Annotated in this window: 14 protein-coding genes and 1 pseudogene; 6 read left to right on the forward strand and 9 right to left on the reverse strand. The window is 54.2% G+C overall.

Annotated features, from left to right (window positions below; all coding sequences use genetic code 11):
* Nucleotides 1-107: 107 nt before the first annotated feature.
* Together gltB and DYE26_RS15685 are read right to left on the reverse strand one after the other, a co-directional pair.
* Entirely contained in the window at nt 108-4,706 is a 4,599-nt protein-coding gene (gene gltB / locus DYE26_RS15680) for a glutamate synthase large subunit (protein ID WP_036628647.1), read from the reverse strand.
* A 325-nt stretch (nt 4,707-5,031) separates the two neighbouring features.
* Nucleotides 5,032-5,613 carry a TetR/AcrR family transcriptional regulator gene (locus DYE26_RS15685; protein ID WP_036625304.1) on the reverse strand — a complete coding sequence of 194 codons (582 nt, stop codon included), beginning with the start codon at nt 5,611-5,613 and terminating at the stop codon, nt 5,032-5,034.
* Between the two features lie 301 nt (nt 5,614-5,914).
* Here DYE26_RS15685 and DYE26_RS15690 point away from each other — a divergent pair, with 301 nt between their 5' ends.
* Nucleotides 5,915-7,102, forward strand: a complete 1,188-nt coding sequence (locus DYE26_RS15690) for a UDP-N-acetylglucosamine--LPS N-acetylglucosamine transferase (protein WP_036625306.1) — start codon at nt 5,915-5,917, stop codon at nt 7,100-7,102.
* Nucleotides 7,103-7,170: 68 nt separating this feature from the next.
* Here DYE26_RS15690 and thpR read toward each other — a convergent pair whose 3' ends face one another.
* Entirely contained in the window at nt 7,171-7,743 is a 573-nt protein-coding gene (gene thpR, locus DYE26_RS15695) for an RNA 2',3'-cyclic phosphodiesterase (RefSeq protein ID WP_036625308.1), read from the reverse strand.
* A gap of 145 nt (nt 7,744-7,888) precedes the next feature.
* Here thpR and DYE26_RS15700 point away from each other — a divergent pair, with 145 nt between their 5' ends.
* Complete coding sequence (locus DYE26_RS15700; RefSeq protein WP_036625311.1) at nt 7,889-9,586, forward strand: methyl-accepting chemotaxis protein; 1,698 nt, start codon at nt 7,889-7,891, stop codon at nt 9,584-9,586.
* A 79-nt stretch (nt 9,587-9,665) separates the two neighbouring features.
* Here DYE26_RS15700 and DYE26_RS15705 read toward each other — a convergent pair whose 3' ends face one another.
* Entirely contained in the window at nt 9,666-10,130 is a 465-nt protein-coding gene (locus DYE26_RS15705; protein WP_036625314.1) for a Dps family protein, read from the reverse strand.
* Between the two features lie 294 nt (nt 10,131-10,424).
* Nucleotides 10,425-10,808, reverse strand: coding sequence for a DivIVA domain-containing protein (locus tag DYE26_RS15710; RefSeq protein WP_036625317.1), 384 nt, complete (start codon nt 10,806-10,808; stop codon nt 10,425-10,427).
* Nucleotides 10,809-10,991: 183 nt separating this feature from the next.
* Here DYE26_RS15710 and DYE26_RS15715 point away from each other — a divergent pair, with 183 nt between their 5' ends.
* Nucleotides 10,992-11,951: an MraY family glycosyltransferase gene (locus DYE26_RS15715; protein WP_036628648.1), complete on the forward strand. Its 960-nt coding sequence runs from the start codon at nt 10,992-10,994 to the stop codon at nt 11,949-11,951.
* 79 nt (nt 11,952-12,030) lie between these two features.
* Here the strand turns inward: DYE26_RS15715 and DYE26_RS15720 are convergent, their stop codons facing one another.
* The 4 genes from DYE26_RS15720 to DYE26_RS15735 all read right to left on the reverse strand — a co-directional run bounded on the left by DYE26_RS15720 (nt 12,031) and on the right by DYE26_RS15735 (nt 15,444).
* Nucleotides 12,031-13,365: an ABC transporter substrate-binding protein gene (locus tag DYE26_RS15720; protein WP_036625319.1), complete on the reverse strand. Its 1,335-nt coding sequence runs from the start codon at nt 13,363-13,365 to the stop codon at nt 12,031-12,033.
* Nucleotides 13,366-13,386: 21 nt separating this feature from the next.
* Nucleotides 13,387-14,682: a M56 family metallopeptidase gene (locus DYE26_RS15725; RefSeq protein WP_051985661.1), complete on the reverse strand. Its 1,296-nt coding sequence runs from the start codon at nt 14,680-14,682 to the stop codon at nt 13,387-13,389.
* Between the two features lies 1 nt (nt 14,683).
* Complete coding sequence (locus DYE26_RS15730; RefSeq protein WP_036625322.1) at nt 14,684-15,061, reverse strand: BlaI/MecI/CopY family transcriptional regulator; 378 nt, start codon at nt 15,059-15,061, stop codon at nt 14,684-14,686.
* 176 nt (nt 15,062-15,237) lie between these two features.
* A complete protein-coding gene (locus DYE26_RS15735) occupies nt 15,238-15,444 on the reverse strand; it encodes a twin-arginine translocase TatA/TatE family subunit (protein ID WP_036625324.1) in 207 nt (68 codons plus the stop codon).
* A 175-nt stretch (nt 15,445-15,619) separates the two neighbouring features.
* Here DYE26_RS15735 and ytaF point away from each other — a divergent pair, with 175 nt between their 5' ends.
* The 3 genes and pseudogenes from ytaF (at nt 15,620) to DYE26_RS15750 (ending at nt 17,520) form a co-directional block, all read left to right on the forward strand.
* Complete coding sequence (ytaF, locus tag DYE26_RS15740) at nt 15,620-16,231, forward strand: sporulation membrane protein YtaF (RefSeq protein ID WP_036625327.1); 612 nt, start codon at nt 15,620-15,622, stop codon at nt 16,229-16,231.
* 26 nt (nt 16,232-16,257) lie between these two features.
* A pseudogene (locus DYE26_RS34220) lies at nt 16,258-16,595 on the forward strand (peptidylprolyl isomerase); the annotation flags it as partial.
* Entirely contained in the window at nt 16,579-17,520 is a 942-nt protein-coding gene (locus DYE26_RS15750) for a hypothetical protein (protein ID WP_036625329.1), read from the forward strand. The pseudogene DYE26_RS34220 and the gene DYE26_RS15750, both read left to right, overlap by 17 nt.
* The last annotated feature ends 3 nt before the right edge of the window (nt 17,521-17,523 follow it).

Raw genomic sequence — 17,523 nt, forward strand, 5'->3', positions numbered from 1 at the left:
TTTTTGAACTCGCACTTATACAAAAACCCGGAGGCCTGATCAACGCAGGTCCTCCGGGTTTTTCCGGTTTAACTCTCGTATATTCGTTTCAATATGCCGTTATCTCGTCAGTCCTTGCCAGCTCTGGCCAATTCGCGCGCGTTGGCTTCGAAGGCGGCGAGCAGGGCCGCTTCGCCTTTAAGGCCTTCGTTCTCCACTTTGCGGATTTGCTCCAGCATCCGTTTGTAGTCCTTCGGAATGACGCGAACGAACTTCGGCAGGCATTCGTTCCAATTGCCGAGTACGCGCCGCCCCACCGCGCTGTCCGTGTACAGGACATGGCGGCTGATCATCGTGCGGAGCTGATCGGCTTCGGCCGGATCCTCCACGGCTTCGAGCAGCACCATCTCCAGGTTGCAGCGGCCGGCAAAATCGCCGCTCTCGTCGAGCACGTATGCGATCCCGCCGGACATCCCGGCCGCAAAGTTGCGGCCCGTTCCACCCAGGACGACAACGCGTCCGCCGGTCATGTACTCGCAGCCGTGGTCGCCCACGCCTTCGACGACAACATTCGCGCCGGAGTTGCGGACCGCGAACCGTTCGCCGGCGATGCCGCGAATGTACGCTTCGCCGCTCGTAGCGCCGTAGAACGAAGTGTTGCCGATGATAATGTTCTCCTCAGGCACGAACGTCGCCCGCGGCGAAGGCTTCACGATCACTTTGCCGCCGGACAGCCCTTTGCCGGTGTAGTCGTTGGCGTCGCCTTCCACGGTTAGCGTCATGCCCTTTGGAATGAAGGCGCCAAAGCTTTGGCCCGCCGAACCTTCGAAGTGCAGCGTGATCGTGTCCTCCGGCAGCCCTTCGGCTCCGTAGCGGCGCGTCACCTCGCTGCCCAGCACGGTGCCGGTCGCCCGGTTGACGTTGCAGATCGGCAGGCGCGCGCTGACCGCTTCCCCGCGCTCGAGCGCCGGCGCAGCGATTTGAAGCAGCTTCGTCACATCGAGCGTCTCCTCGATCCCGTGGTTCTGCCGCTTCGTGCAATAGCGGCTGCCGCCTTCTGGCAGCTCCGGCATATGCAGCAGCGAGTTCAGGTCGATGCCTCTCTTTTTCCAATGGTCCACTGCTTTAATAGTATCCAGGCAGTCGGTGCGGCCGATCATTTCGTCCAGCGAGCGGAAGCCAAGTTCCGCCATCCATTCGCGCAGATCCTCGGCGACAAACTTCATTAGGTTCACCACGTGCTGCGGATCGCCGGTGAAGTTTTTCCGCAGCTCCGGATTTTGCGTGGCCACCCCAACCGGGCAGGTGTCAAGCTGGCAGACGCGCATCATGATGCAGCCGACCGCCACGAGCGGCGCCGTTGAGAAGCCGTACTCCTCGGCGCCCAGCAGGGCGGCGACGGCCAGGTCCCGTCCGGTCAGCATCTTGCCGTCGGTTTCCAGCACGACGCGGTCGCGCAGATTGTTCAGCATCAGCGTTTGATGGGTTTCGGCGAGGCCCAGCTCCCAAGGCAGACCCGCATGGCGGATCGAGCTTTGCGGCGAAGCCCCCGTTCCTCCGTCATAGCCGCTGACCAGGATCACGTCCGCCCGGCCTTTGGCGACCCCGGCCGCGATTGTGCCGACCCCGGCTTCGGACACCAGCTTAACGTTGATGCGAGCCTGCGGGTTGGCGTTCTTCAGGTCGTAGATCAGTTCCGCCAAGTCCTCGATCGAATAGATGTCATGGTGCGGCGGCGGCGAAATCAGGCCTACGCCCGGCGTCGATCCGCGCACCTCCGCAACCCACGGATACACCTTGCGGCCCGGCAGCTGTCCGCCTTCGCCCGGTTTCGCCCCCTGGGCCATCTTGATTTGGATCTCATCCGCATTGACCAAATAATGCGAAGTGACGCCAAACCGGCCCGAGGCCACCTGCTTGATCGCGCTGCGGCGCAAATCGCCGTTTGCGTCCGGCACGTAACGCGCCGGGTCCTCGCCGCCTTCGCCGGTATTGCTCTTGCCGCCGATGCGGTTCATCGCGATCGCGATCGTCTCGTGCGCCTCTTTGCTGATCGAGCCGAACGACATCGCGCCCGTCTTGAACCGGCGCATGATCGATTCCGCCGATTCGACCTCCTCCAGCGGCACCTTCGGTCCAACCGGCTTCAGCTCCAGCAGGGAACGCAGCGTGAGATACTTTTCGTTCTCTCCTTGAACCAGTTCGGCAAACTTTTTATACACCTTATAGTCGCCCGTGCGCACCGACTGTTGAAGCAGATGCACCGTCTGCGGGTTGAACAAGTGTTCTTCCCCGCCGTCGCGCCACTGGTATTCCCCGATGGAATCCAGCACCTTGTCTTTGCCGTCCTTGTCGGTAAACGCCCGGAAGTGATGGTCGAGCGTTTCCTTGGCCACTTCGCTCAGCCCGATCCCGCCGATCCGGGAAGGCGTCCATGTAAAGTACCGGTCGACAAACGACGCCTCCAAACCGACCGCTTCGAAAATTTGCGCCCCGCGGTAGGATTGGATTGTCGAGATGCCCATCTTGGACAGCGTTTTGACCACGCCCTTGGTTGCAGCCTTGATGAAGTTGTAGACCGCTTTTTCGTACGACACGCCTTTCAGCATGCCTTGGCCGATCATATCCTGCAGCGTTTCGAACGCGAGATAAGGGTTTACGGCGCTGACCCCGTAGCCGAGCAGGAGCGCAAAATGATGAACCTCGCGCGGCTCCCCGGACTCCAGCAGAATGCTCACCTTCGTCCGCGTCTCCTCGCGGATCAAATGGTGGTGCAGGCAGGAGACCGCCAGCAGCGCGGGAATCGCCGCGTTCTCCGGATCGACGTCGCGGTCGGACAAAATCAGGATGTTGTGGCCTTTGGCAATGACGCGGTCCGCCGCCTCGCACAGCGTATCGAGCGCCTTGCGCAGCCCTGCGGCTCCTTCAGCGGCCGGGAACAGGATCGGAATCGTGATCGCCTTGAATCCCGGACGATGCACATGGCGCAGCTTGGCAAAGTCCTCGTTGGACAAAATCGGCGAATCGAGGCGGATTTGCCGGCAGCTTTCCGGCTCCGGCTTCAGCAAATTGCGCTCCGGCCCGATCGTCGTGATCGTGGAAGTAACCAGTTCCTCGCGGATCGCATCGATCGGCGGGTTGGTTACCTGCGCGAACATCTGCTTGAAGTAGTTGTACAGCCGCTGCGGCCGGTCCGACAGCACGGCCAGCGGCGCATCGTAGCCCATCGAAGCGATATTTTCCGCCCCGGTCAAGGCCATCGGCTCGAATACTTTGCGCAAATCCTCGTACGTATAGCCGAACGCCATTTGACGCAGCGAGATATCCTCATGGCTTTCCTGGGGAAGCTCCGGCGCTTCCGGCAGGTCCTCAAGCGTGATCATATGCTCGCTTAACCATTCGCGGTACGGGTTCTCTTTGGCGATCGCCGATTTCACTTCCTCGTCGGAAATGATCCGTCCTTCCCGCGTGTCCACCAGCAGCATCCGCCCCGGGCGCAACCGGTCCTTGTACAGTACGTCCTCCGCCGGGATATCGAGCACCCCGACCTCCGACGACAACACGATCAGATCGTTTTTCGTCACATAATAACGCGACGGACGCAGGCCGTTCCGGTCGAGAATCGCGCCGATCTGGATCCCGTCGGTAAAGCCCATCGCCGCGGGTCCGTCCCAAGGCTCCATCAGCGAGCTGTGGTACTCGTAAAACGCTCTTTTATCGTCATCCATATCGTCCCGGCCGGCCCAAGGTTCAGGGACCATCATCATCGCCACATGCGGCAGGGAACGGCCGCTCAAATACAGAAATTCAAACGTATTGTCGAACATCGCCGTATCGGAACCGTCCGGATTGATGATCGGTTTAACTTTTTCCAGATCATCGCCGAAGGCATCGGTTTCAAGCATCGACTGGCGTGCGTGCATCCAGTTCACGTTGCCGCGCAGGGTGTTGATCTCGCCGTTGTGAATCATAAAGCGGTACGGATGGGCCCGCTCCCAGCTCGGAAACGTGTTCGTACTGAAGCGCGAGTGAATCATCGCGATTGCGGATTCCAGGCGTTCGTCATTCAAATCCAGGTAAAACCGGCCGACCTGTTCCGTCGTCAGCATCCCTTTGTAGACCACTTTGCGGCAGGAAAGGCTGGATACGTAAAAAGCGTCTCCGCCCTCCGCCCCGCCGTACCGGATCGCCAATTCGGCCCGCCGGCGGATTACGTACAGCTTGCGTTCAAAGGCCAGCTCATCCCGCACTCCTTCGGCGCGTCCAATAAACACCTGGCGTACGAACGGCTTGGCCTCCTTGGCCGATTTGCCGAGCATGTCGTCCCGGGTAGGCACGGTGCGGAAGCCGATCAGCCGCTGGCCTTCCTCCTCGATAATTTGCGTCAGCAGCGCCTCCTGCTTGCTGCGCAGCTCCTCGTCATGCGGCAAAAACAGCATGCCGACGCCATAATGGCCCAGCTCGGGCAAAGCGAATCCAAGGCTTTGCGCTTCCGCAGCAAAAAAACGATGCGGGATTTGCAGTAAAATACCTGCGCCGTCCCCCGAATTCGGTTCGCTGCCCTGACCGCCCCGGTGCTCCATGTTCGCCAGCATCGTCAAAGCTTTGCTGACGATATCATGGGAGGCCCGGCCTTTGATATGGGCGACAAACCCCATGCCGCAAGCGTCTTTTTCAAAAGCGGGATCGTACAGTCCCTGCTTGGGTGGTGTAACGGTGTGTTTCATCATCTGACGCAACCTTTCTATAAGTAAAATAAGCGATAATTAACGAAACATTTCATGAGTCTGATCACCTTTGCTTGGCCGGATAAGCCCGGAACAATCTTTCTTTTATTCTAACGGAAAATGTCACGTCTGTTTTTGCACTATATTCTATTTCTTTTGCACTATTGATTATATTTTTCAGGGAACTCTGCCGCTTCTTGCCGCGAAAGCGTTCTTACTTATGCAGGATATTCTTCCGGTGTGAATATCAGCCAAAAAAAAATCCGCTCCCGGCCTTACGTTCCGGAAACGGATGATGATCGGCGAGATAGCGGGTTTGCCCGGCTTATTTTACCGGCGACAGTCCGCTTGCCAAAAAATCGCGGATGAAATTTTTGATCTGGTCTTTGCTTAAAGGTTTATGCGCTTTGTTCCAATCCGAAGTAAGGGTGATGTACAGCTTGAACACCACGAACGAAACCAGCTTGGGGTCGAAATCGCGAATCTCTTTGCGCTCCGCCGAGCGGGAGATGTGCCGTTCCAGATAATCCAAAATGTTGTTCTCGACCCGTTCCAGACCTTCGCGGGCCTTGGGCGTGCCGATTTCCCGCACTTCCTGCGACAGCTTGATAAGCAGCTCATGCTCGCTCCGGTACTCCAAGATCGCATCCATCACCCGGTGCAAATTATCAAAAAAAGGCTTGTTCTCGTCCACCTCACGCTCAACGATCCGGCGCATATCGACAATCACGGAGCGCAGGATTTCATCGAACAGCTCCTCTTTGTTCTTAAAAAAGGTATAAATCGTTCCTTTGGCCACATTCGCGATTTTGGCCACATGGTCCATCGTCGTCGCTTTGTACCCGAACAGCGAAAACGATTTTTCCGCGGCTTCGACGACCTGCTTGCGGCGGTCCACCAGTACCATAAGGGACACCTCCTTGTACAAAGTACATGATATAATCTAAGAAATAAACGCATAAAAAAATCAAACGAAATATCATTTTTGGTCATTAAGTCAATTTTCACTCTATCACTATTAAGTATCGGCTGCAAGGTGTTTTATCATCTTTTGGGGACATGCCCGAATTCCCCATCTGCGGCCGCCTCCCCGTCCAAGGTCCAGCGCCGTACCCGTCCCGAGCCCCTTTAAACCGATGAAAAAAAGAAATAAAATATCCATAGGAAAAAGAGAGAATCCGGATTAAACTTTGGAGCAGGTGAACGACATGCGCAAAAAAAGAGTACTGATCTTATCGGAAGGATTCGGAAGCGGCCACACTCAGGCCGGACACGCTTTGGCCGCCGGGCTTAGAAAGCTCGCTCCGGATATCCAGACGAAGGTGATGGAGCTCGGGTCGTTTTTGCATCCGACGGTAGCTCCGTGGATTATATCCGCTTACCGGATGACCGTGAGCACAAGTCCGGCCCTGGTCGGCAAGCTTTACCGCAAAAATTACGAAAAACCCGTGAGCAAACTGACGCGCCTGGCGCTTCATAAAATGTTTTATCAGCATGCCGCGGATGTGATCAATCAATTGGATCCCGATCTTATCGTTTGTACGCATCCGATTCCGGCCGCCATCGTGTCGCGGCTGAAAGCGTCCGGGATCGATATCCCGTTATGTACGATCATTACCGATTACGATGCTCACGGCTCCTGGATCAGTCCCGGCGTGGACCGGTTTCTCGTCTCCGCGCCCGAGGTAAAGGAGCTGCTGCTGGGCCGCGGCGTAAGCCCGGCCAAAATCCAGGTGACCGGCATCCCCGTCCATCCGGAATTCTGGGTCAAGCAGGACCCCGCTCAGGCCAGAGCCGAGCTGGGACTCAAAAATATGCCCACCGTGCTTGTGATGGGCGGGGGATGGGGACTGTTGTTTGACGAGGAGCTGATTGCCGGAATAGCGGGTTGGCTGGATCAAGTGCAATTCGTGTGCTGCGTGGGAAGCAACGGCAAGCTGGCCGAAAAGCTCCGCAACCACCCGGCCCTGCAGCATCCCCACATGAAAGTTCTCGGCTTCACCCGCGAGGTGAGCAAATGGATGGACGCCGCCGATCTTTTGATCACGAAGGCTGGGGGCATGACCTGCACCGAAGGGTTGGCCAAAGGCATTCCGATGCTGTTTTTCGAAGCGATTCCGGGGCAGGAGGAGAAAAACCGCGAGTTTTTCGTCAGCCATGGCTATGGCTCCGAATTGACTTCGCTGGACGTTTTGGACGATTGGCTCGCCTTGATCCGCAGCGGCAAGGGGCATTCCGCCCCCGTTCAGCCGCGCCGCACGCGGACCGCCCTTTCCTCGCCTTACCGGCCGGGCCAATGCGCCGCAAGCGTGCTGGAGATGCTGAAAACGGCGGACCGCTTGTCCTCCAGAGCTCATCTCCCCGGCAAAAGCCATGCCGCGCAGCGGGCCAACTAGCAGAGCGAGAGAAAAAAGCGCCGGCCGGAATTAACCGGCAAAACCGCCAGGCCCGCCAGGGCCTTTTTTCATTGGCTAAAGCTGACGGTGGCCACCGTCTCGTACATGGGGCGTTCATGCATATGCGTGCGGTAGACCACCAAGCGGTCCGCCGTCCACGAACCGAACGCGGCAGCCTCCTTCAGCGCCTCGGCGCTTATCGCCGCCGCGTCTTCGCGGTATTTGCGGGCCAGCGTAATATGCGGGCTATAGCGCCGGTCTTCGGGGACGAAACCAAGCTCCCGGTTGGCTTCGGCAACCTCTCGGTGCAGCCGGCCCAGCGCCGGCAGGTCCCCTTTCACTCCGGCCCACAGCACGCTCGGACTGGCCGGCCGGCCAAAGGTGCCGCAGCCGCCCGCCTCCAGCGAAAAAGGGGCAACGCCAAAGGCCGCTTTCGTAAGGGAAGTTTCCAATTCCCCCAGCCGCTCGGGCGGCATGTCTCCCAAAAATTGCACCGTAATATGATAATCCTCCGCGTGCACCCATTTGCGGAACGGCAGCCGGTCCCGCCGCTGGCGGCACCAGTCGTCCAGCTTCCGCTTCACCTCGGCCGGAATGGGAACCGCCAAGAACAAACGCCATTTCTCCCCGGTTTCTGTCATGTCGTGTCACCTCTTGTGATTTTTTTCCCAATATTTTATTTTTAGTGACGTTGTTTATTTGATGCAAATATTTTCTCATTATAATGTGTCTTAGACCATTCTACATATTCAGACATCATTCCGCAAAAAAGATAGGGGAGAAACCATGGGATTCGCACAAAAAATAACTTCCGTGTTAATCGGACTGCTCGTTATCGTCGGGCTTTTGCTCGGTTTTTTCGGTTACCGGATGACGTACGCCCAAGTCGAACAGTCCGTCGGCATCGAAACCGTAGGCTGCGCCAACATAACGACCGGCCTCGTCGATCCGAAGGATATCGAAGCATTGGCTCAAGGGGACAGGTCCGGCCTGACGGAACTGGAGAAACGACTGAACTGGACGGTGGCCCATAAGCCGCTGTTCAAGGAAGCGTTCCTGATGTCCCTGGACGGCAAAATCCTCGCCGCTGACGAAAATTTGCAAAAACGCGGGTACCGGGCAGGGGATTCGTTCTACTTCAGTCCGCAGGACCGGGATATGATCATGACGATGAAACATTCCGTTTATACGAAGGTTTATGACTACGATGGGGCCAAGCTGCTCAGCGGTTACGGACCGATATACAGAAGCCACGATCCGAACCAGGAGATCATCGGCCTGATGGTCATTAACTTCGACGCTTCCATTATCGGGGAGCGCACCTGGGATATCATCGCGCTGCCGTTCGCCGTCGGCGGGGTCGTATTTTTGGCCGCCGTGGCGTTTATTTACTTCTTCATTCACCGCATGATCCGTCCGCTGGAAACTTTGTCGGGCCAGGTCGACCGCGTCGCCCAAGGCGATTTGACCGTGAAGCCGCTGCTGCTAAGCAGCCGGGATGAGGTAGGAAAGCTGACGAGAGGTTTCGGAGAAATGATCGTCAGCTTACGCCGGCTGATTTCCGAGGTGAACGATATGTCCATGCAGGTGGCTTCCTCTTCGCAGGAGCTTTCCGCCAGCGCCGAACAGACGGGGCGGGCGGGAGAGCAGACCGTGGACATTACGCAGAAGCTGGCGGAAGGCGCGGAGACGCAGCTCCGCAATTTGGAGGCAAATTCGGAGGCCCTGCGCGAAATGTCCGGTACGATCGCTAGAATCGCAAGCCGGGCCGAAAACGTGGCGCAGGCGGCACGGCAATCGTCCGAGGCATCGCGGCAAGGCAGGGAATCGATCCGCCTCGGCAGCGGGCAAATGGAGACGATGGAGCTGAAAATCGTGCAGCTTTCCTCGCTGATTCAGGGGCTTGGGGACAATTCCAAAGAGGTCCAAAGCATCCTGGACATCATGACGGAAATTACCGCCGAAACCAATCTGCTCGCGCTTAACGCTTCGATCGAAGCGGCCCGGGCCGGGGAGCACGGCAGCGGCTTTGCCGTCGTCGCCGCCTCCGTCCGCAAGCTTGCGGAGCGGTCGGCCGACTCCGCCCGGCAAATCGCCGCGTTGATCGAGCATATCGTGAACCAGATCGAAGCGACCGGCCGGGCGATGGACGAGACCGTCCTGGAAGTTAGGCGCGGCGCGGAGCTGGTCCGCAGCGCCGGGCATTCGTTTGCCGATGTCGGCAATTCGGCGGAATTTACCGCTCAGGCTATAACCGATGTCAGCGGAAACGTACAGGCGCTCTCCGACAGTTCGCAAAGGCTGGTTCATTCGCTGGAGGACATCGTCAAGTTCGCGAACCAGACCGCGGAGAACGCGCAAAACATGTCCGCCGCTTCCGAGGAACAACTCGCCGCGATGCAGGAAATCGATGCTTTGGCCAGCTTCTTGTCTTCCTTGTCGGAGAAGCTTCAGGGGCTCATCGACCGCTTCAAGGTGGTTTAAGCCTTGCAAAAAGACCTGCCCGGCAGCGGTTCGGCTGCAAGGCAGGTCTTTTGTTTGCGGCGGTGTTTAATCGGCCAGCTTATTTACCCAGGTAAGCGTTCAGCATCCAACGATGTTTGTCCAGGGCGGAAAGAACGCCGAGAAGCAAATCGCCGGTCGCTTCATCTTCAACGCGGGCGGCCGTTTCCATGGCGTCTTTCAGGTCGCTCGACAGCGTCTCGAAATCGGCGACAATGGCGGCTACCATTTCATCGGCCGTCTCTTTGCCGCTCGCTTCCTGCAGGCTGGCGATCGCCAGCGATTCGCGCAGCGTAGCTACCGGAGTTCCGCCGATGGCCAGCAGGCGTTCCGCGATATCGTCGATGTACCCGGCAGCTTCGTCGTACAAGGATTCGAATTTTTCATGCAATGTAAAGAAATTCGAGCCTTTTACAAACCAGTGGAAGTTGTGCAGCTTTGTGTACATCAGAGTCCAGTTTGCGATTTGCAGGTTCAATTGTTTCTGCAGCTGTTGATCAACTTGAGTCATCGTTTGATTTGCCATTTTAAATTCCTCCTATGTCCAATAATTTTAATGCCCTTTTCGCTTCGATTTGTGTCTTTTAAAATCTTAAATTTAGACTAAATCTAAATCTTGTTTATATATTACCACTTGACGTCCCAAGTTGCAAGTCTTGGAAACATGAACATCCCGTGAAGATTGAACAGGGCTGTTAACAGGGCTGTTTATTTTCGGGGCTACCGACTATTCTTCGCCTAAAGCGGCGCCAATATGCAAAAAACCGGCGCCTTTCGCGTCGGTCCTTAGAATGTTCACATCCTTTTATCTGTTCCCTATTTATTTGTCCTTGCGAACCTGCAGTTTTAGCTGCTCCAGGCTGCGCTCCAACTGGCGGATCCCGTCTTCGACGAGGCGGCGGTCTACGGCGTTCTCCAGCTCAAGCTGCGGCTTGCGGGCGGCGAACGCCTTTTTCTCTTCTTCCCAATAAGCCTGGCGGCGCTGGATTTCCTTATATTTGTCCAGTAAATCGGTGATGATATCGTAAAAGCGCTCATAGTCGACGATGATTTCGTCAAGGAAACGATCCACATCCTCCTTGTCGTAGCCGCGCATTTTGACGTCAAATTCCTTTTCATGAATGGAGAGCGCATCCAGCTTGATGCCAAGCTGTTTGAACAGACCTTTCTGGTCTTCAAGTTTACGCGAGTAATCGTCTTGCATTCTTATTATCCCCCCGTACGGTTCTTGCCTTTTCCTATAATGTACCACAGATACGGGCTTCGGTTCACCCTTCGCCTGTTAACTGTATGCAGCTATTGTAGCATGTATTCGACAAGTTTTAAGATTCTTTTTATAATATGGGATGTAAAAGTTAATAAGTCTATCCATCTGGTGGTGAGCAAGATTTTATACGTACTTTCCTTTTTGCTATCGTTTTTGATCGTTTATTTTCTCATTCCGCCGCTGGGCAAGCTGGCCTTTCGTCTCGACTTTGTGGACAAGCCCCGCGCCGACAACGAGCGGAAAATCCACCGGCAGCCGATCCCGCTGACGGCGAGCTACGCCATTTTTACCGGTTTTTTTGTTTCGTATCTGCTGTTCACGCGGGATTTCTCCTGGGAAACCGGGGCGTTATTTGGCGGAGGCTTGCTGCTGCTGGCGATCGGCACCGTCGACGATTGGTACAAAACGAAAGGCCGCGATTTTCCGGCGCTGCCCAAGCTAATCGTGCAGGTATCGGCAGCCGTGCTGGTCTATTTTGCCGGCATTCAATTCAACGGGTTCGTGAATCCGCTAAGCGGCCAGTATGTATTTCTTCCGGAATGGCTGCAATTTATACTGACGATTTTGTGGATTTTCGGCGTAACGACGGTGGTCAATTTCTCGGACGGGCTTGATGGGCTGGCCGGGGGATTGTCGGCGATATCGGCCGTAACGTTGTTTGTGGTGGCAGTGACGAAAGGACAAACGAACTCCGCCATGCTGTCGATCACGTTGATCGGGGTAACGCTCGCTTATTTGCGCTATAACAAACCTCCGGCCAAAGTGTTTATGGGCGACGCCGGAGCGACTTTCCTCGGCTTTATGCTGGCCGTGATCGCGCTGGACGGCGCATTTAAGCAAGCGACGGTGCTGTCCCTGTTTATCCCGGTTCTGGCGCTCGGCGTGCCGATCTTCGACAATCTGTTCGTCGTCATTAAGCGGATGATGGAAGGCAAATCACCGTATCAGGCCGATGCCAGCCAGGTCCATTATCGGCTGCTTCGCGCCGGCTTCAGTCAGAAACAGGCGGTCGTGGTGCTTTATTTGGTCAGCACCTGCCTAGGGCTGTCCTCGATTATATTGTTGCTGCTGCAAACATAACGACGGCGCGCGGACAAAAGCAAACGGCCGGTCTCCGAATTTGGTCCTTCGGAAGGCCGGCCGCCCGTTTATTTTTTCTTCAAAAGATCATCCAATATAAATTGCCCCGCTGTCGAATTTGCTTGATAGCTTCGTCCAAGGAAACTTGGTTTTCCGCAACCTTTTGCAGTTCTCTTTGCATCAGTTCTTCGAACGATGGATAAAATTTGTCCGGAATATTGTCTTCCATACTATGGTTTGCAATATTGGGTCTTAGTGAATAAAAAGCGTTAAGGTCAATTCCGAGGTCTTCATAATGCCCCCTTCTGGACAAAATAAAACCATCCATGGTCTTCCCCTTCACTCTCGCGTAATCGTCGCTATTCACGTATTTGATAAACTCCCATGCCGTTTCCGCATTAGGCGATCCGTTTCTAATGGACCATATCTCTTTAAGCTGTATATCATTGGATAGATCGCGTGCGTGCGAATCGACCGGCCCGGCCGCCGCTCCCAATGAAAATGCGGCATAGTCCCGATTCCTGCCCTGCGCATTTTCAAGATCCTGGAGCAAAAGCAAATTATCCACCGTCATCGCCATAGAACCGTTTATAAACGGATCGTTCATTAAATAATCGCGATATGTACTGCCTGTCCGCTCATCCGGCGGAATATAAACGTTTTTAGAGGCGCAAGCATCCAGCGCAAGCTGCAAAACTTCCCGCCAAGCATCCGAATTTATCGTGACTTTCATATCTTTAGAGTTAACAACGCGCAGTCCTTGTGTTAAAGCGATACGATCAGCCAAAATGTCGAAGGACAGGCCGTCCTTTAAGCCAAATCCGTATAATTTTCCCCCATTGCTATCGTACTGCGGAAACCGCTTGGCCAGCTCAATCAGTTCCGCCCAAGTCATTTTATCCTGAGGGGGTGTTATTCCGTATTTTTCAAACAAGGTTTTATTGTAAAAAACCGCCGTTTCGTAAAACCGGGGGCTTAGCCCGTAAATTTTTCCATTCCCTTTCTCTTGCAGCAATTCGATAATCGCGGGATAGATACTTTGCAAATCATAATTGTCTTTATGGATAAACGTGTCCAATTCCATGAGCAGTCCTTCTTCGATATACCGCTCATATTGCTCCGCCTCCAACAACAGAACATCCGGCTGCTCCCGCTTTATAAATTCGATTTCCGCTTTGTCCACATCGTCTTCGGAAGCGTAGTCTATATGGCTGTTGTCCAAAACTTCAATTTCTATATCGGGGTATTTCGCTCTAAACACATCGCCATATTGTTGATTGAAATATTCCTCGCTATAGTACATCACTTTCAACGATTTCGGTTTATTTGGAGCCGCTTGCGGACTGCCTGCGCACCCTCCGAGAAGCAGTGCAAAGATGATCAATATCCCCCATGCGTATTTCTCCTTAAACAATTTAACCGCCCCCGGTATATCTCAATTTTTATCCGAGATTTCAACCAATTTTTCGATGCGGCCATCGGCATTCCGCACAGCCTCTAAATCGAACGCGCCGTCGGGAAAGGTGAAAAAACGGTAAGTCCCGTTCCCGTCCAGTTCATCCGCAAAAGAACGGACTAATTTGCCGTGGTAATAAAAACGGTGTATTTTTTTATCAAAGGTTAAACCATACTTTTCATATTCGGCATAACTCTGCGCGGTCTCTTCGCTGTCCATCCAGTTCGCCGTGCCCGCTTGCTCCCGGGCCGATGCGACAGCTTCTTCAGCATATGACCCGGCGGCCGCCTCTTGATTCGCCGGAAAGGCTATCCCCGAGCCTATTGTTCCTAAGAGGATAAGACCAAGGACAACGATTCCGTTCTTTTTCTTGGCTATATCCATTATGCCGAAAATTCGCTGCTTCATCTCTTTTAAACCTCCGTGAAAATTGGTGGAAAACATCGTTTGCAGCTTGGATTGATTCCTGATTACCCGAAGGATCGTCTCGCTGTATTGCTGCCTTGCGGCATCATCCGCCCCTTTCACCACTTCCGCATCGCAGGAAATCTCGCATTGCTTGGCAATCGACTTGGCCATCAGATACACCGCGGGGTTAAACCAGTGCATCGCCGCCGCGACAAATACCAGGCTTTTATACCAAAGATCTTTTCGTTTAAAATGAATAAGCTCATGCTTGAGGATATACGGCAATTCATCGGCGGAGAAATGCTGTGCGGGCAGTAATAAAGCCGGGTTTACGAAACCGGTGAGCATCGGGCTGGTCACGCAGGGGGCGATATACAATCCGACCTGTTTGGTTATGCCGAGATCGCTTTTAATATTCAACAATATTTCATACATTTGCGGATCTGCGGGTTGTCTCCACCGTTTGACCAGCTTGAGAAAACGATAATGCTTCAGGCCATAATAAGCGGCAAATATAACAACCCCAGCCAGCCATAAGCCTCCCGCCGCTTGTTCCCAGGAACTTGCCGCCGTCAATCCCAAGCTCTCTTTTCCGGCCGGGATTAAAGCTTGGGTGCCCGCCGTATCTCCATATTCCTGCATGGCTTGACGAACCTCGGCGGGGGGAATAATATTCACCGGGATTAAAGCCGCGCCGGCGTGGAACCTGAGCGGAAAAATAAGTCCGGCCACAATGATCGCCCAAGCATAGTAAATCCATTTTGCGGCATATCTTTTCGACAGCCATGGAGTGACGGCCATAAAGCCGAATATAAGGACGGTCATGGAAATGGAACACTCGATCAAGGTACCTAGAAATCCCCGCATATTACTTCCCCCTTTCTCTCACCCAATTTACCAATTCTTCGATATCGCGGTCGCTGAGCCGTTTTCCGTCATACAGCGCATTTACAAAGCTAAGGAAAGAGTTTTCGTGATAAAGTTGCATAAATTTTCCTGTTTCAAACTTGAGATAATCCTCCTTGGTTACAAGCGGGAAATAGGTGCGTTCCTTGCCTTTTTTCTCCGTTCGCAGAAAACCTTTTTCAACCAGGCGCATCATGAGGGAAATGACGGTGGGCGCTTTCCACTCACGTTTGTTGCCCAGCTGTTCCATGACCATGGCTGTCGTAATCGGGGGTTCATTGGCCCAAGCGACCTTCATGATTTCAAACTCGGTGTCAGGCAGTTTTTTGAAGCGGCTCATTCGCTATCCATCTCCTTTTTAGACAATTGCCTATAATAATGTTATACACTTGCCTAAAATGAAAGTCAATACTTTCCAAAGCTGGCCCGCTGAAAAAAATTTGTCTATTTGATGGCAATCGCGAATTCCCCCAGAACAAACAAAAAGCGCCCGCGAGGGCGCCTCATTCTTTTATGCTAAGATGGTTTATTCGTTTCCGTCGCGGTTTGGATTTCCTGAGGTTTCTCCTCCTCAACGATGTCCCCCCGCGCTCCTCTCTTGAACTCCTTCAACATCGTGCCAAAGCTGCGCCCAAGTTCCGGTAGTTTGCTGGGACCGAACAACAGCAGCGCAGCTATGACCAAAAGCAGCAAATGAGAAGGACGCAACAAATTCTCAAGCACATTTATCACCCCTAAGGATTATCTTTGTGGCAATTATACTACTTTATAAAGATAATGAAAACCTTTTATCGGCGCCCCTTCGTCTTCTGCGGACAGGATAACGGCTTCTTCCAGAAACCAAAAACCGCTTCTGGGCATATGCTGTGTCATCACGTAACGCAAAGGAGCGAACATCATGGATTCTTACGGTCTGTGGGCTGTCATCGCCATTGGACTCGCGTCCAACCTGGATAATGCGGGTGTCGGTATTGCTTATGGGGTGCGGAAAATCCACATTCCCTGGTATTCCAATTTGGCCATCTCCTTCATTTCTTTTCTGGCCACACTAGTATCGGGGCTGTTCGGCAGTTGGCTCTCCCTGTGGTTTCACCCCTGGATCGGGCAAATGCTGGGAACGCTCGTCATCGTGGGGGTCGGAGTATGGGTACTGCTGCAGCCGTTCATCGAGAAAAAACCGTTGCCCCCGGCAAACGGAGCAAATTCGCTTACCCGGCTGCTGCGCAATCCCGAGGAAGCCGATACAGACAGTTCCAAATCGATCAGCCTGGGGGAGTCGATCGTGCTGGGGATCGCTTTAGCCATGAACGCGTTGGCGGGCGGATTTAACGCCGGAATCACGAGCCTGAATATTTGGTATACCTCGCTGTCGGTCGGCATTTTCAGCTTCCTATTGCTGGCGTTATGCTCCGGATTCGGTGAGAAATACGCCGCGGAGAAACTCGGCGACTACGCTACCGTTATCTCCGGCCTGCTGCTGATTTTTATCGGAATTCATCAAATGCTATAATAAAAGATAGAACTTGTAAAATTTAGGTGGCTCCGAATACCGTAAACAGCTTGATTTCGCTGGTGAAAAGCGGATTTTACGACGGAACCACCTTCCACCGCGTCATTCCGGACTTCATGATTCAGGGCGGCGACCCGGATGGCAATGGTACCGGCGGTCCGGGCTACGGCATTAAGGGCGAATTCCCGATTCGGCCGGCTCCCAGTTCTTCATCATGGTTGCGGATGCCCCGCACCTTGGCGGCGACTATGCCGGGGACAGACGCTGTCTCTGGCGAATTGGAACAAGCACGGCCTCCCATTATATAATGATTACAGGTTTCCTAATTTATGGGGGAGGTCGTATTCTTGAACTGGTTTACTAGTTTTGAAAAAGAGCTGGAAACAGCTTTCAGCGACGCGGAAAAGATTTTATCGGGAATGCCTGAAGCCTTCCGGGGACAAGCTGCCGCCTACCTTGACAGGTTTCACGCGCTTAAAAGGGGCGTTTCCCAAAACTACATATGCTACCTGCTGCCGTTTTGGCTGCAGGAGGCTGCCGGCACCAAAACGGAGGACAGCCGGCGCTTAACCGTCGCCATGATTTTCGTCATGATGTATTACCATTTGATCGACGAAGTAATGGACGATCCGGAAGCTGCGGATAAACGGAAACTGCCGTTGGCGAATCTGATTCAGCTTGAATTTTTACATATTTACGGCAGCTATTTTCCCGCCGCTTCTCCATTCTGGGGCTATTTCCGCAAATACGCGGCGGAGTGGGCGGAAGCGGTCGCGTTTGAGCACGAAAGTGATTTTTTCCAAGAGGACCCGGTACGGGTGGCTCACAAGGCCGCTCCAGTCAAACTGTCCGTTGCTGGGGCGCTGCTGCTGACCGGGCGGAAAACGCGGATTCCCGCTTTAGAAGCGGCGGTGGACACGGTATTGGTCACGCTGCAAATGCTGGACGATTGGGAGGATTGGGAGAAGGATTTAAGGGAAGGCAGCTACAATTGCCTGATATCCGATGTCCAGCGGGAGCTGCAGATTCCTAGAGACCGCCGGCCTACGCCGGAGGAGATCAGAGAGGCGTTGTACGTGCGGGACATCCTGCTCACCTATGCGGAACGGACGGATCAACACACCGCGGCTCTGGCCTCGGCCGCCCCCGGCCTTGTCCATTTGCGGGAGTTTCACGAACATCTCCGGCAAAACCTCAAGCAAGGGGCGTTGGATCTCCGGCAGCAGCGAAATTTGTTGATTCATGGCGGATTGGAGTATTGGCTGTCGAAAAACAAGTCGCTTACCTAGCAC

Origin of the sequence: Paenibacillus macerans (genome assembly GCF_900454495.1) — a bacterium.
GTDB lineage: Bacteria > Bacillota > Bacilli > Paenibacillales > Paenibacillaceae > Fontibacillus > Fontibacillus macerans.

Excerpts from the sequence above, each read along its gene's own strand:
- DYE26_RS15705 (WP_036625314.1), bottom strand. The coding sequence starts at position 10,130 with ATGGCAAATCAAACGATGACTCAAGTTGATCAACAGCTGCAGAAACAA.
- DYE26_RS15690 (WP_036625306.1), top strand. The coding sequence starts at position 5,915 with ATGCGCAAAAAAAGAGTACTGATCTTATCGGAAGGATTCGGAAGCGGC.
- ytaF (WP_036625327.1), top strand. The coding sequence starts at position 15,620 with ATGGATTCTTACGGTCTGTGGGCTGTCATCGCCATTGGACTCGCGTCC.
- gltB (WP_036628647.1), bottom strand. The coding sequence starts at position 4,706 with ATGAAACACACCGTTACACCACCCAAGCAGGGACTGTACGATCCCGCT.
- DYE26_RS15700 (WP_036625311.1), top strand. The coding sequence starts at position 7,889 with ATGGGATTCGCACAAAAAATAACTTCCGTGTTAATCGGACTGCTCGTT.
- DYE26_RS15710 (WP_036625317.1), bottom strand. The coding sequence starts at position 10,808 with ATGCAAGACGATTACTCGCGTAAACTTGAAGACCAGAAAGGTCTGTTC.
- DYE26_RS15725 (WP_051985661.1), bottom strand. The coding sequence starts at position 14,682 with ATGCGGGGATTTCTAGGTACCTTGATCGAGTGTTCCATTTCCATGACC.
- DYE26_RS15730 (WP_036625322.1), bottom strand. The coding sequence starts at position 15,061 with ATGAGCCGCTTCAAAAAACTGCCTGACACCGAGTTTGAAATCATGAAG.
- DYE26_RS15685 (WP_036625304.1), bottom strand. The coding sequence starts at position 5,613 with ATGGTACTGGTGGACCGCCGCAAGCAGGTCGTCGAAGCCGCGGAAAAA.
- thpR (WP_036625308.1), bottom strand. The coding sequence starts at position 7,743 with ATGACAGAAACCGGGGAGAAATGGCGTTTGTTCTTGGCGGTTCCCATT.